Below are 20,950 nucleotides of genomic sequence, written 5' to 3'. Positions count from 1 at the left end.
AATATACTCATTCTCGATTATACTTACGATTTCCCTAGAAAACAAACAATTTCCCCAAAACGATAAAAAAACTAGGCAATCCCTTCAGATAAGAAAACGGCCAACAGATAATTCTGCTGGCCAGTTTTTGCATTATCCAAACATGTCTTACAGGAAGAATCGTTGGATGTCATTCCAGGTAACGACGATCATCAATAACATCAGCAAAGCAAAGCCGATGAAGTGGACCATCCCTTCTTTTTGACGGTCAATTGGTTTCCCTCTTAAGAATTCGACCACAAAGAATAACAGTCTTCCTCCATCCAATGCCGGCAGCGGAAGCAGGTTCATGATTCCCAGATTAATGCTGAGCAGCCCTGCCCATTTCATTAACGTGAATAAACCTTGTTTCGCCACTTCCTCAGTTGATTTATATATGCCTACAGGACCAGATAAACTGTCGATCGTAAATCCGCCCGTTACAAGATCACCAAGGATGATGAAGATTTGTTTTGTCCAAAAATACGTTTCTGTAAAACCATATTGTATAGCTTTAATCGGTGCTTTTTCAACCGGAGGGTAAACACCGATAATCCCGATTTTCTTCCCTTCCCTTTCCACTTCTTGTGGAACAACCGGTACTTCTAATGTTTTCCCGTCCCTGTCAACGACGAACTCGATCTCTTGCCCAGGGTTCTTCTGAATGCTTTCCTGAACATCTCCCCAAGTGGAGACTTCCGTCCCTTCTATGGATTGAATGACATCTCCCGATTTTAAACCGGCATTTACAGCCGAACCATCCGGAGTCAACTCACCAAGTTTCGCTTCATCCACCACGACACCTTGAAACAGGCCGATCAGCACAAAAATGACAAAAGCCAAAACGAAATTCATTGCCGGACCAGCTACAATCGTCAGAAAACGATGCCCAAGCGATTTTGAGGCAAATTGCCTGTCAAAAGGAGCAATCTGGTTCTCTACACCATTTTCAACGATCACAGCTTCTTTATTGATGGTAAACGTTTTTAGTGTATCTTCCTCGCCCTCTTCATAACCAGTAAGGATCAGTTTATGATCAAGGTCGATCACTTCAACTTCCACAAGACGAATATCAGGATATTTATCTTTATTGTTCAAAATGATCTTTGTAACATTCTCATCATTATCGAACATTAACCCCACCCGATAGCCGGGTTTCAATTCTATATTTTCTGCATCTTCACCGGCCATACGCACGTAACCGCCAAGAGGAAGCAATCGGATGGTATAAACGGTTTCCTTCTTTTTATATGTGAATACTTTTGGCCCGAAACCGATTGCGAACTCACGGCATAAGATTCCTGCTCGCTTTGCAAACACTAAGTGCCCAAGCTCATGGAAAAATACTAGAGCTCCAAAAATGATGATGAACGCTATAATCGTTTCTAAAGTCTGCATGTTCCGGTCACCTATCTTTCACTAAAGATTCTATATACTGCCTTGTCATATTATCGACTTCCTGAATCGTTTCTAAATCTGGAAGGGCTATGACGGAATGCTGATTCAGCGCTTTTTCAATCAATGTCTCAATTTCAAGGAAGGTTACCTTTCCAGATAAGAATGCAGAGACTGCGGCTTCATTGGCGGCATTTAACACAGTAGTCATCGTTCCGCCCATTTTACCTGCTTTATAAGCGAATTGCAAACAAGGATATCTGGTGAAATCCATATCCCTAAAATGCAGTTTGCCTGCTTCAGCAAGGTTCAATCGTTTGCGACCTGCCAGCGGAATACGGTCTGGATAAGTAAGTGCATATTGTATCGGCACCCGCATATCCGGTGTCCCCAGTTGTGCTATCACGCTGGAGTCATGAAACTCAACCATGGAATGGATGATGCTCTCCTTATGTAGCAATACATCAATTTTATCGTAGGGAAGTTCAAATAGCCAATGGGCCTCAATCACTTCCAAACCTTTATTCATCATTGATGCTGAATCGATCGTGATTTTAGCTCCCATTGACCAGTTCGGATGGTTCAGTGCCTCTTCCACCGTTACATCCTTCAATTCTTCCCTGGTCCGATCTCGAAAACTGCCTCCTGAAGCAGTAATGACAAGACGTTCTATATTTTTTTCCTTTTCACCTTGCAGTGCCTGAAAAATAGCGGAATGCTCACTGTCAACCGGCAGCAATCTGACCCCCGCTTTTTTTGCTTCACTTATGACCAAATGACCTGCCGTCACCAACGTCTCCTTGTTGGCGATTGCAATATCCTTTTTAGCCTTTATTGCTTGAAGCGTGGGATAAAGACCCACGCTTCCGATGACGGCATTGACCAATATCGTCGCCTGACCATAAACAGCAACAGCAGTCAATCCCTCATCCCCATACATGAACTCGATATCTTTGCGGTTGGAGAATTCACTTTTCAAAACATGATAATCTTCTTCCGTCTGGACTGAAACCAGTTTCGGTTCAAACTCTTGTATATAAGTCCTGACCAATTCTATATTCTTTCCAGCAGAAAGCGCCACGATCTTGAATTGATCTGGATGGGACCTAACTACATCCGCTGTTTGTTGACCAATCGATCCTGTCGCGCCCAAAAGGCTGATATTTTTCAAATTGTTCATCTCCTAATTCATATAACGCTTGCCTATATTTATATTATAAAACATGCAATAAATGCAAAATCGGTAAAATGAAGATCACACTATCAAGCCTGTCCAAAATTCCACCATGTCCCGGGAGAAGGTTCCCTGAATCCTTTACGCCATAATGACGTTTATACGCCGATTGGACGAGATCACCCAATTGGCCGAATACCCCAATGATTAATGAAATCAATAATAATTGTAATAACGTGTAATCAAGGCTGGAGAAGGCGTAAAATAGAACACCCACCACCATCGCGGATATTAACCCGCCGATAAATCCTTCCACCGTCTTGTTTGGACTTATTTCTGGCCACAGCTTTCTTTTACCAAGCGATTTACCAATGAAGTAGGCTCCGGAATCAGTTGCCCAGATCGTAAATAGGGTAAGCAGGATATAAATCAGCCCCAACCCCAAAGAGTCACGTGTTTCAAATAGGAAGTAGAAACCTATGCCCAAGTATAGGATTGAAATCACTAGAAAGCCTGCGTCATCAAAGGTAAAACGGTTTTTTGAAACGACTGTATAAAGTAACAGCAGTAAAACCCCGATTAAGAATACTTGAACTTTATCATAATTAATTTCTGCCAAAAAAGCGGTATGCTCATTAGGCAATAAAAGCACCCACAATAATATGTGAGAAAGAATTGCTTCAAAAGAAAGTACACGCAACTTTTTCATTTTCATCAGTTCATATAAACCAATTGAACCTAACAGATAAACCGTCAGTAAAAAGGGAGTGCCCCCTAAAATGACTAGTGGAATGAAGATAGCGGCAACTACGACCGCCGTAATAATTCGTTGTTTCATTATTCCATTTTCCTCGCCTTCTACATTAAACGCCACCGAATCTTCGTGAACGCTTTTGATACTCCTCAACTGCCTGCAATAAATGCTCTTCACTAAAATCCGGCCACAGCACTTCAGTAAACCACAGCTCCGTATAAGCAGACTGCCAAAGCATGAAATTACTTAAACGGATTTCACCGCTTGTACGGATCAGTAAATCAGGATCCGACAAATGTTTGGTCATCAGGTAACTGGATACCATTTCCTCCGTTACATTTTCCTTTATTATACCATTCTTAGCATCTTGAATGATGCTATTCACTGCAGATACAATCTCCCCACGGCTTCCATAGTTCAGGGCAAAATTCAGAATCATCCCATCATTGTCTTTCGTGTCTTCCATTGCCCGTTTAACGGCACTTTGAGTATGTGACGGAATGAGTGACAAGTCCCCAATCGTTTCAACTCTAACATTTTCGGAAATGAGCTCGGGTAAAAAAGTCCCAAGAAATTCCTGGGGCAGCTTCATCAAAAAGTCGACTTCACTTTTCGGACGTTTCCAATTTTCAGTGGAAAACGCATAGACCGTCAAAGTTTTGACCCCTAATTTATTGGCAACTTTCGTAATTCTACGAACGGTTTTCATTCCTTCATGATGACCCGCCACACGTGGCAATGCACGCTTTTTGGCCCAACGGCCGTTCCCATCCATAATGATGGCGATATGCTGAGGAACATCAAACTGTTTAATATGCTGAATCCTATTTGTTACATCGGAAGAAGCATCTTTTTTAACGAAACGCTTCCAAAGTGAATACATATGTTAGTCCCCCATCAGGTTGTACTTATCTCTCTACAAAGGCAAAGTTTTTCGTGCACTATGTATATCAAGCTTTCTGCCGCTTAAAAAGAATCTATATTATAATATCAAAAAAAAACTGGTTCTCATATTATTATTATGAAAATTATTTCTTCATTAGAAGCTTGAAAGGGAGAAATCATTCCTTATTTTTTTCTAAAACCGATTATGACTGCCATGAAAAATGCAAAAAAAGGACCACCTCCAACGTTTGCATGCAACATACTAACTCAAGGAGTAATCATTATCGGAGAAACCTTATTATAACAGTTTTCTCCTTTAAGCACACCTATATGTTAGCACCAAGACATGACCCAGTATGGATTCGGCCCTCTTTATTTAATCAATACTTCAATGGAAATTATACTTCCAAAATTTCTTTTTCTTTATCTTTTGTAATTTCATCGATTCTCGTGATATTGCCATCTGTCATCTTTTGGATGTCATCAGCATAGCCACGTAAATCATCTTCAGTGATTTCACCACTTTTTTCAAGCTTTTTCAAATCATCATTAGCATCGCGACGCACATTACGGACAGCTATTTTCGCCTCTTCCGCTTCTTTTTTCACAACTTTCACAAGCTCTTTTCTGCGCTCTTCAGTTAACGCCGGGATGGCTATCCTGATGACCGATCCATCATTAGAAGGATTTAAGCCTAAGTCTGATTTCAAAATCGCCTTTTCGATTTCACCCAATACCGTTTTATCATATGGTTGAATGACTAATAGTCTAGCTTCCGGGACAGAAATACCAGCCACCTGATTAACTGGTGTCGGCGAACCATAATAATCAATCGAGATTCTATCAAGCAATGAGGCATTTGCCCTTCCGGCACGGATGCTTGCTAATTCACGTGTGTACGCTCCAATGGCTTTTTCCATTTTCGTTTTCGCATTCGAAATAACTTGTTTCGGCATCTTTATTTCCCCCTTACAATAGTTCCAAGCGTTTCGCCTAAAACGGCCCGTTTAATATTACCTTTTTCCATGATCGAGAAGACGATCAATGGAATATCATTGTCCATGCATAGTGAGGACGCAGTTGAATCCATTACTTCTAACCCTTCTTTAATCACATCAAGATAGGAAAGTTTATCATACTTCACTGCATTTTTGTCTTTAACCGGATCTGCATTGTATACGCCATCCACATTATTCTTCGCCATCAAGATGACATCAGCTTCAATTTCTGCAGCACGCAGGGCGGCAGTGGTATCCGTTGAGAAGTATGGATTACCTGTACCAGCTGCAAAAATCACCACTCTCTTTTTCTCTAGATGCCTGATTGCACGGCGTCTAATGTATGGTTCTGCGACTTGTCTCATCTCAATGGAAGTTTGCACGCGCGTTTCAATTCCAAGCTGATCAAGGCTGTCTTGTAATGCCAATGAGTTCATGACTGTAGCCAACATCCCCATATAATCGGCATTAGCACGATCCATGCCCATTTCACTGCCTATTTTCCCGCGCCAGATGTTTCCGCCACCGACAACAACAGCCACTTCCACATCAAGCTCAGCCACTTCCTTGACTTGTTCAGCAATGGATTTAATCACTGCAGGGTTAATTCCAAATCCTTCTTCACCGGCTAATGCTTCACCACTTAGTTTTAGAACGACACGTTTATATTTAGCGTTACTCATGAGAACCTCCAACTATGTAATCTTTTCATTCGTTCATCATGCTTTCTTGCAATACTGCCAAAAATTCATGACATTTCAAAAAATAGGGAACACAAGAGTGTTCCCCATTATTAATTATCTGACAATTAGTCTTTTTTAACTTGGTTCATTACTTCTTCAGCGAAGTTTTCTTGACGTTTTTCAAGACCTTCCCCTACTTCATAACGAACGAATGATTGGATTTTTCCACCTTTTGATTCAACGAATTGTCCCACTTTTTGATCAGGGTTCTTAACGAAAGCTTGTTCGTTAACACAGATTTCTTCGTAGAATTTATTGATACGTCCTTCAACCATTTTCGCAACGATTTTTTCAGGTTTTCCTTCATTAAGAGCTTGCTGCGTAAGAACTTCGCGTTCGCGTTCTAATTCGCTAGCATCCACTTGGTCGCGAGAGATATATTTAGGGTTAATTGCAGCAATATGCATTGAAACGCTTTTAGCTGCCTCTTCGTCAGTTGTACCTTCAAGAACTGATAGTACGCTGATGCGTCCACCCATGTGAAGGTATGCACCAAATGCATCGTTATCTGTTTTAGAAACGACTTGGAAACGGCGAAGAGTTAATTTTTCCCCAATTTTAGCAACAGCAGCATTGATATGATCTGCAACTTTTGCTCCATTTTCCATTGTTTGCTCAAGAGCAGCTTCAACGCTTTCAGGTTTGTTCGCAAGAAGGAACCCAGCCAATTCCTTAACAAGAATTTGGAAGCCTTCGTTTTTAGCAACGAAATCAGTTTCAGAGTTCACTTCAAGAATAACCGCTTGGTTTCCTTCAACAACGATTGAAGTTAAACCTTCAGCAGCGATACGGTCGCCTTTATTAGCAGCTTTTGCAATTCCTTTTTCACGTAGGAAATCGATTGCCTTTTCCATATCGCCTTCAGTTTGTACAAGTGCCTTTTTACAGTCCATCATACCGGCACCAGTTTTTTCACGCAATTCTTTAACTAATTGTGCAGTGATTGCCATAATATATATCCTCCTCAAATTAAATGCAGTTTATTCAATCTTTACCCATTATTGCCAAAAAATACTTGTTATCATCAAAGAAAATAACGAGCTTTGACAATATTTCCGAAAAACATCCACATTTTCAGTCAATATGACGGAACTAAACCAGCAGATGATTTTCATCCCTTAAAAATCGCCCATACCTTTTAAAAATGACATTCCGTACAGTGATTTTATGTATGTTTATTTAGTGCAAAAAAAAGGGATAAAAGGCATTATCCTCTTATCACCTTTTTTCTTACTGAATAAGCAACCTTTTTTACTTATTAAGCAGTAGTTGTTTCAGTTGCTGTTTCTTCGCCTTGTTTAGCTTCTAAGATAGCATCTGCCATTTTACCTGTTAATAATTTAACAGCACGGATTGCATCGTCATTCGCAGGAATAACTACATCGATTTCATCCGGATCACAGTTTGTATCAACGATACCAACAAGTGGAATGTGTAATTTGTGTGCTTCCGCAACAGCAATACGCTCTTTGCGTGGGTCGATAACGAAGATTGCATCTGGAAGAGTCTTCATATCTTTAATACCGCCTAAGAATTTCTCTAAGCGATCCCATTCTTTTTTAAGTTGGATAACTTCTTTTTTAGGAAGGACTTCGAAAGTTCCGTTTTCTTCCATTTTTTCGATATCTTTAAGACGAGCGATACGTTTTTGGATTGTTTCAAAGTTTGTTAAAGTTCCACCTAACCAACGTTGGTTTACATAGTACATACCAGAACGGATAGCTTCTTCTTTAACAGATTCTTGAGCTTGTTTTTTAGTTCCGACGAAAAGAACAGTACCGCCGTTAGCAGCTAGTTCTTTCACGAAGTTATAAGCTTCTTCAACCTTTTTAACTGTTTTTTGAAGGTCGATGATGTAGATGCCGTTACGCTCAGTGAAGATATATTTCTTCATTTTCGGGTTCCAGCGACGTGTTTGGTGTCCGAAATGCACACCAGCTTCAAGCAATTGTTTCATAGAAATGACTGACATTTTAGTTCCTCCTAAATGGTTTTGTTTTTCCTCCGCACCGATCATTTTCATACAGAAACTGTCGTAACAGCACCATCTGCAAGAATCACGGGGCGTGTGTATTAACACCATTTCATAATATATCATAATGACTCTGCACAATCAAGAGATAAGTTTATCTATTCATGCGAAACTTTAGTAATAGCTCTATCTCCGTTTGACCGCGACCTAACTTTTTGGCGATTTCAACTACTGAATGTCCTTGATCCGCTAACATATCCACTTTTTCATTTAATGACCGTTAATGACCGTTCATTTAACGAAGCCTGCAGCATGTCCGAAAATTCCATGGCAGCCGATGCAAGTTCCAATTTGTCCTCGACTTTTACGGGTAAAGCATTGGCCTCATTTTCTTCAGGCATTATTTTATATGCGTTAATCGCCTGCTTTTTAGCGGCGGCAGGACTTCCCGCTTTATACTCTAGCAGAATGTTTTGTTCTTGTTTTTCTTGTTTTTCTTCCTTAGTTTCTTTGATTGAACCATGTTCTTGTCCTTTTTGTCCATGCTCAGGATTCATCGCCACCGAATTGTTGATTGCCTTTACCAGTGTCTCGTTGTCCTCCTTTATCTCCATTAAATAACCAGACAAAAGTTGTTCCATTTCTCCAATGACGGCTTTTTGGTCTTTTTCCAACTTACTTAAACGATTTTGCCGAAGATATAAAACGATGATGGCAAAAATGGTGAATATGTTCAATATAAACAACAGAAATATAAAAAATGCTGACATGCTGCCTCCTAATTAACCGGAATAGTCAATCCTGTTACCTTTAGCGGATGGGGATCTTTTTTCACTGTTGTTTTTTTCTTGATTACTTTCCCTATGCTCTTCTTGACAACGTACAGTTCGAAGATTCTGTGATCTCGAAATATTTATTGATGAAGGTATCCCTAAAAATTCTATCAAGTTGATTTATAGGGCTTTCTTCGATCAATAGGAATCTCTTATGCCTTCCAGACTCCATAGCCTCTTCAATGAAAATATCTTCATTAAATCTTTTGATCTTGCATCGTGTTTCTTAATTTATAAATCGCTTTCGAGTGAATTTGGGATATCCGTGACGTAGATAAACTCATCACTTGTCCGATTTCGGTTAACGTCAGTTCTTCTTTATAAAAAAGCTGTAAAACCAACTGTTCTTTTTCATTTAGGGTTTCAATGACTTTGGCTAATTCCTCATACAGTTCATCCCTTAACACATGTTCCTCAGGTAAATCCGCCTTTTCATCTTTAATATGAAAATTCACGCTTTCTTTATCGTCCTCTTGGGGATTTTCATCCATAGATAGTACATTGGCAAAGAAATTCTCATTTAATGCAGCATATACTTCATCTTCCGGAATATTCAATTCAGCGGCAATTTCATTTGACGAAAGGTTCCTCATGTATTGCTGCTCCAGCTTCTCTATTGCAGATTCAATTTTCTTGGCTTTATCTCTTGCACTCCGTGGAAGCCAATCCTCTTTTCTTAATCCATCTAAAATGGCACCACGAATTCTAAATGATGCATATGTGTCAAACTTGAGGTCACGCTTCGTATCAAAACGTTCCAGGGCATCGAATAACCCCATCATCCCTAAACTCCTTATATCATCCCGGCTCACACTTTTAGGAAGACTTACTGAAATACGTTGAACATGGTACGATACGAGAGGTATGTATTTCTTTACCAAAATGTCCCCGGCTAGCGGATCTCTGCAATCCACCCAATTTTTCCAACATAACTGCTCCTCTTCGATGGTCAGATGAGACATTGGACATCCTCCTAACATTGTTATACGATTTGTGATCAATACGGCCCTTAAAGCCATACATGCAATAATAATTCGGTTGCAAATGCACCTGTCATATTTTGGTTTTTAAAAAGTCAAATCCGATCCTATATGTTTTTAGTCCCTTTTGTAACGGTCCGTATATTTAGCAGACAATCATTTAAATTGAATTCAATCGTTCTTCCGCTATTTCCGCCAACATCTTCGGCAACGATTCTAATCCGCAAGTCAGATAACCCTTTCCGGACCGCTTCCACATTCCGGGGTCCGATTCTCATTAAATCCCCTCCGGAGGCAAATTGAAACATTTGTGCTCCGCCAGCCAGCTTCGCTTTTAGGAATGGCATTCTTGCGCCTTCTTTTACTAATACCTGAACTAATTCCTTTATCGCCGTATCTGCAAATTTGGCAACGTTGATCTGTCCCGATTTAGCGAGTGAAGAGTCTGGAAGCATGATATGGGCCAAACCTGCAATTTCTTTTTTTTCATCATAAATCACAACACCGACACACGATCCCAAACCTGAAGTACGAATCGTATAGGGAGGTTTTATTATATTCATATCAGCTATTCCAACCTTAACAACCTGGACCTTTACCGATTCAGTCATTAGGTGAGACCCCTAAGGCGGAAAAAATGATATCAAAAAATTCGGGATCAGGTAATAAAAAGAAATGACCACTAACCGAGTCAGCAAAAAGCTGGTCCTTTTCAAGTACAGTTTCAATGACGATGGCTGCGTCACTTACTTGAGATAATTCCAATAACCCATAACTGATCGTTGCCCCTGCCATATCGATGCTCAAGGAAGGAACGGATGGATAGATATTCAATCGGGTAAAATCAGAAAGGGCAGAGAGATAGGATCCCGATAAAATATTCCCTAATTCCTGAAGGCAAGAGAGTGCCAATTCAGTATAGGGTGCGGATTCCATCAAAAAGGTTTCATCACCAGTCATCCTACGAATCAAGTATTGGGCTACAGGTAGTGAAAGGATAAAAAACATACTTCCTGAAGCATCACCTTCTATTCTAAGAAAAACGCTGGCCACGACGTGATCGGCCCCGCCAGCCATTTCCATCATTTCATCAAAGGAAACGATTCGGACATTAGGAACATTCATATCAATTTTCCTATTAAGGATGGCAGAAAGTGCAGTTGCTGCGTTTCCTGCACCTATATTACCGATTTCCTTCAAAATATCGAGCTGAAGAGTGTTGATTTTCTCAATGAACGACATATGATTATCCTTCTCTTAACATATTTTCAGTCATATCAAGACTTAAGGCCTTCTCCAAATTAATCAGGACAAGCAGTCGCTTTTCAATTTTAGCCACTCCGCTAATGTATTCTGAAGCCAAATGTCCCACAACTTCAGGCTGAGGTTCGATACTCTCCACTGGAATATCCAAAACATCATTGGCAGAGTCCACTATTAACCCCACCTCCATATCATCCAGAATGACGATGATAATCCTTGTTGATTCATCGTATTCCACCTCTTCAAAATCAAAACGAACCCGTAAATCAATAATTGGAGTGATTACCCCCCTTAAATTTATGACTCCCTTAACGAATTTTAAAGCCTTTGGAACCCTGGTAATATGCAGTAGCTTTTCAATGCCGCTGACCTTATCCACTGGAATTGCATATTCCTTATCCTTTATTTGAAATACGATTACTTTCATATCCTCCGACATCTATTCCCCTCCTTAAAAAAACTAATGATGATTGTGAAGTCTTGACGAAATCTGCATCGACACGGCCGAACCATCTCAATACCTGCACGATTCATCTATCATTCAATGAATCAATGTGTTGCAATCTATGATTAATGCAACTTGACCATCACCAAGTATCGTAGCCCCGGATATGGCAAATGCACTGGTTAAATAATTGCCCAATGATTTCAGAACGATTTCCAGTTGCCCGATAAATGAATCTACAACTAATCCCGCTAATTTATCACCTTTTCTTACAATGACCACAGAGAGGGACTCTTCTTCTTCCTGATTGATAGGAACTTCAAATATATCTTTCAAGAACAGAAGCGGCAGAACCTTACCCCTGAAGTCAATGACTTGTTGATTATGGGCATTCATGATATCTGCTTTTTTTATGATTGCTGTTTCTATGATGGAAGAAAGCGGTATGGCATATTTTTCATTTTGGATGGCAACCAGCATGACAGAAATTATGGACAATGTAAGCGGAAGCTGAATAAGGAAGATGGATCCTTCATTTTCTTTGGAATCGATCGTCACAGATCCACCAAGGGACTCAATGGTATTTTTAACTACATCCAGCCCCACACCGCGTCCCGATACATCTGAAATGGTTTCCGCTGTTGAGAAACCAGACGCGAATATCAATTCATAGATTTGCTTATCCGTTAGGGTGGCGGCAGTTTCCTTAGTTAATATCCCATTGGATAGCGCCTTGTTCAAGACTCGATCCTTATTGATTCCTGCGCCGTCATCCTCGATTTCAATGAAAACATGATTACCGCTGTGATATGCTTTTAACAGGATTTTCCCTTCTTCATTCTTCCCTTTCGCCAAACGTTCTTCAGGTGTTTCAATTCCATGATCCATGGCGTTCCTTATCAAATGTACGAGAGGATCACCGATTTCATCAATGACTGTACGATCAAGTTCCGTTTCGGCACCGTTGATTTCCAAATTGACTTTCTTGTTTAAGTCCCTTGCCAATTGACGTACCATTTTAGGAAAACGATTGAATACAGTTTCCACGGGCACCATCCGCATATTCAATACGATTGTTTGTAAATCACTGGTTATACGGGACATTCTTTCTACTGTTTCATGCAATTCTTGATTATCCAAATCACTGGAAATTTGATCAAGCCTGCCTCTATCGATTACTAGTTCCTCGAATAAGTTCATCAATATATCAAGCCGCTCTATGTTCACTCGAATGGTCTTGCTTGATGCCGTCTTAACGGGTGCCTGTTTTTTCTTATCATCATATTCCGTTGGAAGCTCGGCATTATTTGTCTCTTGTTTTGGGATTTCAGTAACTTTATAATCTTTAGAATGGGCGGCATACCGCAAGTGTTCAAGGTCAAGGGCAATTACGACAACTTGATCCACTTCGGAAACCTTCATGATTTTATTCTTTATCTCATCACTCGTTTCCCTTGTTACCACCGTGATGGTAAATCGCTGATCGAATTGCTCTTCTTCCAAAAGTTCGACGGGTGGGTGTGACTTGATTACTTCACAGGACTTTTCAAGCACCTCAAAAACCATAAACACCCTGGCAGCTTTTAAAAGACAGTCCTCACGCAACCCTATCGAAATTTCGAAGCTGCTGAATCCCTGATCCTTTGACTGCTGTAGTACTGTCCATTCAAATTCATCGTACTCTACAACAGTCATTTCCTCCTTTTCAAGGACGGCAGAAGCTGCCGCCACTTCTGCAATGATTGAAGAAACGGGCGACTCGCCTTTTTCAATCATTTCCAGCTGATGGACAACCCCCATCACATTTCTTTTTCCATCTCCACCTTCAGCAATGGACATGACCATCGCTTCTAAATCATCTACCGCTAAAAATATCACGTCAAACAATTCAGGCGAAAGAACGATTTGACTGTTTCGGATCGCATCCAAAACATTCTCCATTTTATGAGTTAAATTGGCTAGATCCTCATAACCCATAGTTGCTGACATTCCTTTTAAGGTATGGGCGGAACGAAAGATTTCGTTTACAATCGAGAGGTCTTCCGGGTTCTTTTCGAGTACCAGCAACTGTTCGCTGCATGTTTGAAGATGTTCTTTACTTTCTTCAATAAATACCTCTAAATACTGATTCATATCCATACAATCTCACACCTCCACGTGTTAACAATAGCTTATTACCGCTCTAGCTATTTTTTCTACATCCTCTATGCAATCTATTAACTTGGTATTGATTGCCGCCTTAGGCATACCAAAAACGATTGAAGTCTCCTGTGATTCGGCTATCGCTTTTAAAGGACCCTTTTTTTTCAGCTTGGTAAGCCCCTTTGACCCATCCATCCCCATCCCGGTCATAATAACGGCTATTTTCGCATAATCATTCATTTCACTCACCGATTCAATTAACACATCAACCGACGGGCGATGTCCATTACGCAATTCGGATTGATCCAAAAGGATTGCCCAGCTCATTCCGACTTTCCTCACTTTCAAGTGATAACCTCCAGGTGCGATGTAGGCGACACCTTTTTGAATCAGTTCTCCCTCTTCAGCTTCCTTCACTTTAATCTTGCATAACGAATTCAGGCGTGTTGCCAAGGATTTTGTGAAACCGGGGGGCATATGCTGGACAATGAGTATAGGAGCATCAATGTCTTCTGGAAGTCCTGTCAAGACAGTCTGCAGAGCTCTCGGGCCTCCTGTTGATGTACCGATGACTATAATTTTTTTGTATCCATAGAACCATTTTCTTCGGTTTTTTTCATTTATCGGCGATAACATTGAATCTATTTTACTATATTTTCCCCAAACGGATGGGCTTCTTTCAATATTTCTCGCATTTTTTTCTAGTTTGTGAACATTTGCCCTGCTGGCAGCCATAACTTTTTCATGGAGTTCTTTCTTGATTTTATGTAAGTCCAATGAAATGGCTCCCGAAGGTTTAGCCACAAAATCAAAGGCTCCGCTGTTCATCGCGGCCAATGTATTTTCCGTTCCTTTTTTTGTTGTGCTTGATAACATGACTACAGCGATTGGACATTCATTCATGATCCGGTTTAATGCTTCCAACCCGTCCATAATCGGCATTTCCACATCCAAAGTCACGACATCGGGTTTTAAAGCCTTTATTTTTTCTATGGCATCTATTCCATTCCTGGCAGTCCCGATGACTTCCATCCTGTTATCTTCTGCCAAAAACTCTGAGATTAACTTTCTCATAAATGCAGAATCGTCCACTATCAGCACTTTTACTTTATCCATAGAAGGAGACCTACTTTCCAAAAAAATATCTCTTCATATTTTGGAGGAAACGGCTTTTTTGCAAAGTCAATTCTTCCCCAAATGAATGATTTTCATATCTCGAAGCAATGTCCATGATGGCTTTGGATACACCGGCTTCAGAATCGAAAAGGAGAAAGGGCATTAGTTTGGTAACAGATTGGGGTACGGTTCTATCATCTGGCAAGTAACCTAGAGCTACAGCTTCCAGACCTAAAAATTTCACTAGCGCATTTTGTAGCCGCTTAATCGTTTCTTTGCCGTCCTTACTCGAGAAAACACGATTGCAAACTAGGAAGAATGGAATCTCTTTGTTTACTGAATGTATATATTTCATTGCGGAATATGCATCCATGATGGAAGTAGGTTCAGGCGTCGTGATAACGACCAATTCATCCACACATAACAGGAATTTCATGGAATCCTCAGTGATGCCTGCCCCCATATCAAATAAGATATAATCGTAATTTGCCAGCAATAAACTGAATTCTGCATTAAAGCGGGTATACTTATCTTCATCAAGTGAAAAGAGATTCGTCATCCCTGTTCCGCCTGTAATGATTGAAATATTTCCCGGTCCTGACATGATGATATCCTTCAACCTACATTCTTTTTCAAAAAAATCAATAATACTACAGGGCGAGTGTTCCCCGATCAAAATATCAATATTCCCCATACCGATATCCATGTCGAACAACAGTACCTTTTTCCCACTTTGGGATAAGGCAATGGAAAAATTCAAAGAAAAGTTTGATTTTCCCACTCCACCTTTACCGCTTAAAATGGCAATCGTTTTGGCCATTGATTGATTTTGGCGGGCTTCCAATCTTCTTCGTAAATTCTCAGCTTGATCTTTCATATTTTTTAGCCCCAAAAGCCATTTTCATTAGCTGTGATGATGTAGCTATTTCAATATCGTCCGGTACATTCTGTCCATCTGTTATATAGGCGGCTCCTAATTTATGAGTGTGTATAAAATTGAATACAGGACCGAAAGTGGAAGTTTCGTCCGCTTTTGTAAAAATGACCTGTTTAAGCGGTATGGAAGCAAACTGTCGATAAATATCTTCCATATCCTTCTGTTTAGAAGTCAAAGACAACACTAAATAGGTTTCCATCTCATCTGTAAAATGGATGATTTCATTAAGATCCTTTACATATTGAGGGTTACGGAAATTCCTTCCGGCCGTATCAATAAAAACAAAATCATAATGGGAGAAGCGTTCAGCCGCCCTTTTGAAGTCTTCCAGATTATAAGCGACTTCTATGGGAACGTTTAAGATCTTGGCATATGTTTTAAGTTGATCTATTGCAGCAATCCTGTACGTATCTGTCGTAATGAAAGCCACCTTTTTATCATGCTTCAACATGGTTTCTGCAGCCACTTTTGCCAAGGTTGTCGTCTTTCCCACACCTGTCGGGCCAACAAAATTAATATACTTTTTTTGCAGCCCGGTTTTTCCATTATCGACCTTTTCCAAAATCCCGAACATGGCTTCTTCCAACCAAACTTGAACCTCTTCATCAGTGGATTGTTGTTTAAAAACGAACCATTTTTCAAGAAGTTCATCCATGATTTTGGACCGAAGTGAACGATCCACTTCCTGCTCGGATAGGTATTCATGCATTTTCTGTAGTTTCCCCGGATATTTTCGATCAGGAGAATAGACTTGCAAGCTCTTTATCATATCTTTCAAACCTTCGATTTCTTTTAATAAGGCAGCACTTTCCCTATTGCCTTCATTAGATTCAAGGGCATGACTTGCCATTTCCAGCTTTGATGGCAACTTCTTCGATTTTTGTTTGGTTACGGTTTGGTTAGACTGGGACATGGGGTCCATGGCTGCAATGACTTCAATATTCCTCTTCTTGAATAACCCTAAGAAACCACCAGTATATACAGCCTTTGAACTTAAGATTACCGCATCACTGCCTAGTTCCTCCCTTATTCGCTTCATTGCCTCGTTCATTGTTGGTGCCAAATATTTCTTTACTTTCAATCGAAATTCACCACCCCTACACTTTGTACTTCTACATTCGATTCGAGTTCATTGTATGAAAGAATCGGTACATTAGGAAAATAACGTTCAGTTAATTGCCGGGCATACATCCTTACTGCTGGAGAGCAGAGTAAAATCGGTTGGTGATCCATTAGGGTCAGCTCTTCCAATTTGGCTGCAATTGCCTCCAATATGGATTGCGATAGAGTTGGATCCAATGATAAAAAATTACCATGTTCGGTTTGCTGTACACCATCCGCGATGGTCTTCTCCACTTTCCCCGATAATGTTATGACTTTAATTCTATTTTCATCCGTAATAAAAGAATTCGTTATTTGTCTGGCTAAATTCTGCCTTACATACTCAGTAAGCAAATCTGTGTCAGTCGATAACTTGCCATAATCAGCAAGTGTTTCGAAAATGATCGGTAAGTTCCTTATTGAAACTTTTTCCTTCAATAATTTTGCCAATACCTTTTGTACATCTCCTATAGACAAAGGATTCGGAGTGACTTCCTCCACCAGTATAGGTGCCGATTCGTGAAGATGATCGATCAATTGTTTCGTTTCCTGCCTCCCCAATAATTCCTGCGCATTGGCCTTTATGACTTCCGTCAAATGAGTGGATACAACGCTTGGCGGGTCCACAACTGTATAACCCAACAACTCGGCATGTTCTTTCATGTCATCCGTGATCCACTTGGCTGGTAAACCGAAAGACGATTCTATTGTATCGATTCCTTCTATTGAATCATCCTCCATCCCCGGACTCATGGCCAAGAAATGATTAAGGAGCAATTCACCCTTTGCCATGACGCTTCCTTTAATCTTCAGCCGATACTCATTGGGATTCAACTGAATGTTATCACGTATTCTGACAACTGGGATCACGAGCCCCAATTCAATTGCAAGCTGCCTGCGGATCATGACGACCCTGTCCAGTAGGTCTCCCCCTTGATTGGCATCCGCAAGCGGAATCAATCCATATCCAAACTCAAATTCGATCGGGTCGACACTTAAAAGGTTAACGACGCTTTCTGGACTTTTCATTTCATCGGTTTCCAACACTTCTTCCATTTCTTGTATTTCACTTTCGTCCTGCTTCGGTATCCTTGAAATCGTATACCCACCAACGACTAATAAAGCAGCAATCGGAATGGTGAATAAGTCAGAAATGGGAGTGAATAACCCTAAAAGGAAAATGGTTGCTGCTGTTAGGTAAAGCATTTTGGGAAATTGAAATAACTGTTCAACAATATCCGCTCCGAGGTTTCCATTCGAGGCAGCCCGGGTTACAACTATTCCCGTAGCTGTAGAAATCAATAAAGCAGGTACCTGACTCACGATACCGTCACCAACCGATAACATGGAAAAATGGACGGCTGCTTCTCCAAAGCTCATGTCCAATTGCATGACGCCAATGATCATACCGAAAATCAAGTTAATGATGACAATGATGATGCCCGCTATGGCGTCCCCTTTAACAAACTTACTCGCTCCATCCATGGATCCATAAAAGTCTGCTTCGTTACTAATTTTTTCCCTTCTGGCACGTGCTTCGTTTTCGGAAATCATCCCAGCATTTAAATCTGCATCGATGGCCATCTGTTTCCCTGGCATCGCATCCAGCGTAAACCTTGCCGCCACCTCCGAGACCCGTTCGGAACCTTTCGTGATCACGATGAAATTGATGATGACCAAAATGATGAATACAACTAATCCTACAAGCACGTTACCGCCGACTACAAATGACCCAAAGGTTTCTACAACTCCCCCAGCATCACCATAGGTCAAAATGGCACGAGTCGTGGAAACATTCAACCCCAGCCTGAACAATGTCAGTAAAAGGAGCAAGGAAGGAAAGATTGAAAATTCGAGAGGTTCTTTCATATTCATCGTAGTCAATAGAACCAGCAACGCAAGAGAGATATTTAATAGGAGTAAAATACTTAACAACCATGTTGGCAATGGAATGACCAGCATGGCAACGATCATGATGACGCTCGATATAACAACTAAATCTCTTGCTCGCATGTTTTTTTCTCTCCTAACTAGCGGGTTACCTTATTACTTCTTTACAGTTTACCTTTGGTTTTATATACAAAGGCCAGTATTTCAGCGACCGCCTTAAAGAACTCTTCAGGTATCGCCTGGCCTAATTCAGCCTGATCATATAAAGACCTGGCCAAAGGCCGATTTTCCACCATAATCACATCATTTTCTTTAGCAATGAATTTAATTTTCTGCGCAACAAAATCAACGCCCTTTGCCACTACATACGGAGCCTCAGCTTTTTCTTCATCATATTTTAAAGCAATGGCAAAATGCGTCGGGTTGGTGATGACCACATCCGCATCGGGAATTTCCTGCATCATTCTTTGAGCGGCCATCTGCCTCTGCTTTTGCTTTATCTTGGATTTGATGAGCGGATCCCCTTCGGAATTTTTATACTCATCCTTAATATCCTGTTTGGACATCTTGATGTTTTTTTCAAAGTCATATTTTTGATACAAATAGTCCAATAGAGCAATGAACAATAAGGCCACGGCGGCATAAAATCCTACTTTTATCGTAATATCCGCCAATGTTGCCATTGCTTCTTCCACAGAAATCTGTGATAAGATCATAATCTCATCCATGCGCTGCCATAGTACATAGAAGGCAACAAAACCAACAAATGCTATTTTAAGAATGGATTTCAATAATTCAACAATGGCCCTCATTGAAAAAATACGCTTGAATCCTTTAATGGGATCCAATTTTTCAAGTTTGAACTGAATGGATTCAGTCGAAAACAAAAATCCGACTTGCATGACATTAGCCAATATCCCAGCCACTAACGCTGCTGCGAAAACGGGTCCCAGGATAAGGCCCATCTCCTTTAAAACCTCAATCATGATAATTTTCATATTTTCCTCGTTGAATCCATTCAAGGTAAAATGTTGCAGATAATCTTTCATGAGACCGAGCAGATGATTATACATGTACGGTCCCATAAGCAATAATACTGAAAACACTGCAAGTAAATTCACAGAGGTATTTACATCCTGACTCTTTGCCACCTGACCTTTTTTCTTCGAATCCTGACGTTTTTTGGGAGTCGCCTTTTCGGTCTTCTCACCTGCGAAAAACTGCAAATCCAACTGAAACCTCTCCACATCAAACGCCTCCAATCAACTGCATTAGATGACGCATGGTCAAAAGCAAGAAATTGAAGAGTTGGGTGACAACTGTCATCATCATCCCCATTACCAGTATGATAACCGCTAAGCCGGCAATGATTTTCACTGGAATTCCGACAACGAACACATTTAATTGAGGGACTGTCCTGGCAAGGATCCCCAGTGTGACATCCACTAAGAAAATACTTCCCACTACAGGTATGGACATTTGAAAAGCAATCATGAAAGCTTTGCTGAAAGCTTTGGCCAAATATTCTATCAGTGCATGATCTCCGAATGGTACAAATAATTGGTCAATCGGGATGAACTGATAACTATAAAAAATTCCATCCAAAAGCAAATGATGACCGTTAGTGCTCAATAGGAATAATAAAGCGACCGTATAAAGGTATTGTCCCATCAACGGGCTTTGTGCCCCCGTTTGGGGGTCGATGACATTCGCTATTGAAAAACCCATTTGGAAATCAATCAATCCGCCAGCGACTTGAACGGCCGACAAAATCATATACGCTGCAAACCCAATGAAAAGGCCAACAAGCGCTTCTTTCATGATCAATAAATAAAACGTCACATCCAATTCCAGAACCGGAGCATCGATGGTGTAGTACATGATCCAGGCAAGGAAGATTCCAAGCCCGACCCGATGTTGTACCGGTATTGAACGGTACGAAAAAATCGGCATGGCCACGAAAAACGTAGTGACCCGGACTACAATTAATAAAAAGGCGGGAAAGTGCGGAAATAATTCCTCCATGCCCTACCCTACAAATCGGTTCAGATTGCCGAATATTTCATTTGCATATGATAATAGGTGGCTCAGCATCCATGGAGCCAATAAAATGAGTCCCAATAAGACTGCGACGATTTTCGGAACAAATGCCAAGGTTTGTTCCTGAATCTGTGTAGTCGCCTGAAAGATGCTTACTACTAGTCCTACAATAAGAGCGATTACCATCAATGGACCGGCAATTATCAATACCATATAAATTCCTTTTTCTGCTATATCAATAACAAAATCTGCACTCATTTTTTC

General features: G+C 40.6%; 22 protein-coding genes. All 22 read right to left on the bottom strand.

Annotation, left to right across the window (positions count from 1 at the left end; translation table 11 throughout):
- Positions 1–147 precede the first annotated feature (147 nt).
- The 22 genes from rseP to fliQ all read right to left on the bottom strand — a co-directional run bounded on the left by rseP (position 148) and on the right by fliQ (position 20,944).
- Entirely contained in the window at positions 148–1,416 is a 1,269-nt protein-coding gene (gene rseP, locus MHB45_RS06110) for an RIP metalloprotease RseP (RefSeq protein ID WP_048684772.1), read from the bottom strand.
- A gap of 7 nt (positions 1,417–1,423) precedes the next feature.
- A complete protein-coding gene (dxr, locus tag MHB45_RS06105; protein WP_072272732.1) occupies positions 1,424–2,584 on the bottom strand; it encodes a 1-deoxy-D-xylulose-5-phosphate reductoisomerase in 1,161 nt (386 codons plus the stop codon).
- 43 nt (positions 2,585–2,627) lie between these two features.
- Complete coding sequence (locus tag MHB45_RS06100; RefSeq protein ID WP_048684942.1) at positions 2,628–3,425, bottom strand: phosphatidate cytidylyltransferase; 798 nt, start codon at positions 3,423–3,425, stop codon at positions 2,628–2,630.
- Positions 3,426–3,450: 25 nt separating this feature from the next.
- Entirely contained in the window at positions 3,451–4,224 is a 774-nt protein-coding gene (locus tag MHB45_RS06095; protein ID WP_034313634.1) for an isoprenyl transferase, read from the bottom strand.
- Positions 4,225–4,624: 400 nt separating this feature from the next.
- Positions 4,625–5,182, bottom strand: a complete 558-nt coding sequence (gene frr / locus MHB45_RS06090; RefSeq protein WP_048684777.1) for a ribosome recycling factor — start codon at positions 5,180–5,182, stop codon at positions 4,625–4,627.
- Between the two features lie 2 nt (positions 5,183–5,184).
- Entirely contained in the window at positions 5,185–5,907 is a 723-nt protein-coding gene (pyrH, locus tag MHB45_RS06085; protein WP_034313639.1) for a UMP kinase, read from the bottom strand.
- A 125-nt stretch (positions 5,908–6,032) separates the two neighbouring features.
- Entirely contained in the window at positions 6,033–6,917 is an 885-nt protein-coding gene (gene tsf / locus MHB45_RS06080) for a translation elongation factor Ts (protein ID WP_034313641.1), read from the bottom strand.
- A 308-nt stretch (positions 6,918–7,225) separates the two neighbouring features.
- Positions 7,226–7,939: a 30S ribosomal protein S2 gene (gene rpsB / locus MHB45_RS06075; RefSeq protein WP_034313644.1), complete on the bottom strand. Its 714-nt coding sequence runs from the start codon at positions 7,937–7,939 to the stop codon at positions 7,226–7,228.
- 154 nt (positions 7,940–8,093) lie between these two features.
- Complete coding sequence (locus tag MHB45_RS28230) at positions 8,094–8,195, bottom strand: hypothetical protein (protein ID WP_397330412.1); 102 nt, start codon at positions 8,193–8,195, stop codon at positions 8,094–8,096.
- Between the two features lie 10 nt (positions 8,196–8,205).
- Positions 8,206–8,709 (bottom strand): hypothetical protein, encoded by a 504-nt coding sequence (locus MHB45_RS06070; RefSeq protein ID WP_340907503.1) that lies wholly within the window; start codon positions 8,707–8,709, stop codon positions 8,206–8,208.
- Between the two features lie 260 nt (positions 8,710–8,969).
- Entirely contained in the window at positions 8,970–9,734 is a 765-nt protein-coding gene (locus MHB45_RS06065) for a FliA/WhiG family RNA polymerase sigma factor (protein ID WP_072272730.1), read from the bottom strand.
- Between the two features lie 125 nt (positions 9,735–9,859).
- Positions 9,860–10,363: a chemotaxis protein CheD gene (locus tag MHB45_RS06060; protein ID WP_072272729.1), complete on the bottom strand. Its 504-nt coding sequence runs from the start codon at positions 10,361–10,363 to the stop codon at positions 9,860–9,862.
- Positions 10,356–10,994 carry a chemotaxis protein CheC gene (locus MHB45_RS06055; RefSeq protein ID WP_048684797.1) on the bottom strand — a complete coding sequence of 213 codons (639 nt, stop codon included), beginning with the start codon at positions 10,992–10,994 and terminating at the stop codon, positions 10,356–10,358. The genes MHB45_RS06060 and MHB45_RS06055 overlap by 8 nt, the downstream gene beginning before the upstream one ends.
- Before the next feature lie 4 nt (positions 10,995–10,998).
- Positions 10,999–11,454 (bottom strand): chemotaxis protein CheW, encoded by a 456-nt coding sequence (locus tag MHB45_RS06050; protein WP_048684800.1) that lies wholly within the window; start codon positions 11,452–11,454, stop codon positions 10,999–11,001.
- A 102-nt stretch (positions 11,455–11,556) separates the two neighbouring features.
- Positions 11,557–13,599 (bottom strand): chemotaxis protein CheA, encoded by a 2,043-nt coding sequence (locus MHB45_RS06045; protein WP_072272728.1) that lies wholly within the window; start codon positions 13,597–13,599, stop codon positions 11,557–11,559.
- A gap of 21 nt (positions 13,600–13,620) precedes the next feature.
- On the bottom strand, positions 13,621–14,718 hold the full coding sequence (locus MHB45_RS06040) for a protein-glutamate methylesterase/protein-glutamine glutaminase (protein ID WP_202186293.1): 1,098 nt from the start codon (positions 14,716–14,718) through the stop codon (positions 13,621–13,623).
- Between the two features lie 10 nt (positions 14,719–14,728).
- Positions 14,729–15,595 carry a MinD/ParA family protein gene (locus tag MHB45_RS06035; protein WP_072272727.1) on the bottom strand — a complete coding sequence of 289 codons (867 nt, stop codon included), beginning with the start codon at positions 15,593–15,595 and terminating at the stop codon, positions 14,729–14,731.
- A complete protein-coding gene (flhF, locus tag MHB45_RS06030; protein ID WP_072272726.1) occupies positions 15,579–16,736 on the bottom strand; it encodes a flagellar biosynthesis protein FlhF in 1,158 nt (385 codons plus the stop codon). Before flhF ends, MHB45_RS06035 begins: the two co-directional genes overlap by 17 nt.
- Complete coding sequence (flhA, locus tag MHB45_RS06025; RefSeq protein WP_048684809.1) at positions 16,733–18,769, bottom strand: flagellar biosynthesis protein FlhA; 2,037 nt, start codon at positions 18,767–18,769, stop codon at positions 16,733–16,735. Before flhA ends, flhF begins: the two co-directional genes overlap by 4 nt.
- Positions 18,770–18,810: 41 nt before the next feature.
- A complete protein-coding gene (gene flhB, locus MHB45_RS06020; RefSeq protein WP_072272724.1) occupies positions 18,811–19,893 on the bottom strand; it encodes a flagellar biosynthesis protein FlhB in 1,083 nt (360 codons plus the stop codon).
- Position 19,894: 1 nt separating this feature from the next.
- Positions 19,895–20,671 (bottom strand): flagellar biosynthetic protein FliR, encoded by a 777-nt coding sequence (gene fliR, locus MHB45_RS06015; protein WP_048684815.1) that lies wholly within the window; start codon positions 20,669–20,671, stop codon positions 19,895–19,897.
- 3 nt (positions 20,672–20,674) lie between these two features.
- Positions 20,675–20,944: a flagellar biosynthesis protein FliQ gene (fliQ, locus tag MHB45_RS06010; RefSeq protein WP_048684818.1), complete on the bottom strand. Its 270-nt coding sequence runs from the start codon at positions 20,942–20,944 to the stop codon at positions 20,675–20,677.
- Between the last annotated feature and the right edge of the window lie 6 nt (positions 20,945–20,950).

Source organism: Peribacillus sp. FSL K6-5616, from assembly GCF_038008245.1.
Classification (GTDB): domain Bacteria; phylum Bacillota; class Bacilli; order Bacillales; family DSM-1321; genus Peribacillus; species Peribacillus frigoritolerans.
Note: the sequence above shows the minus strand (reverse complement) of the source record. Positions and strands in the feature narration are given on the sequence as shown.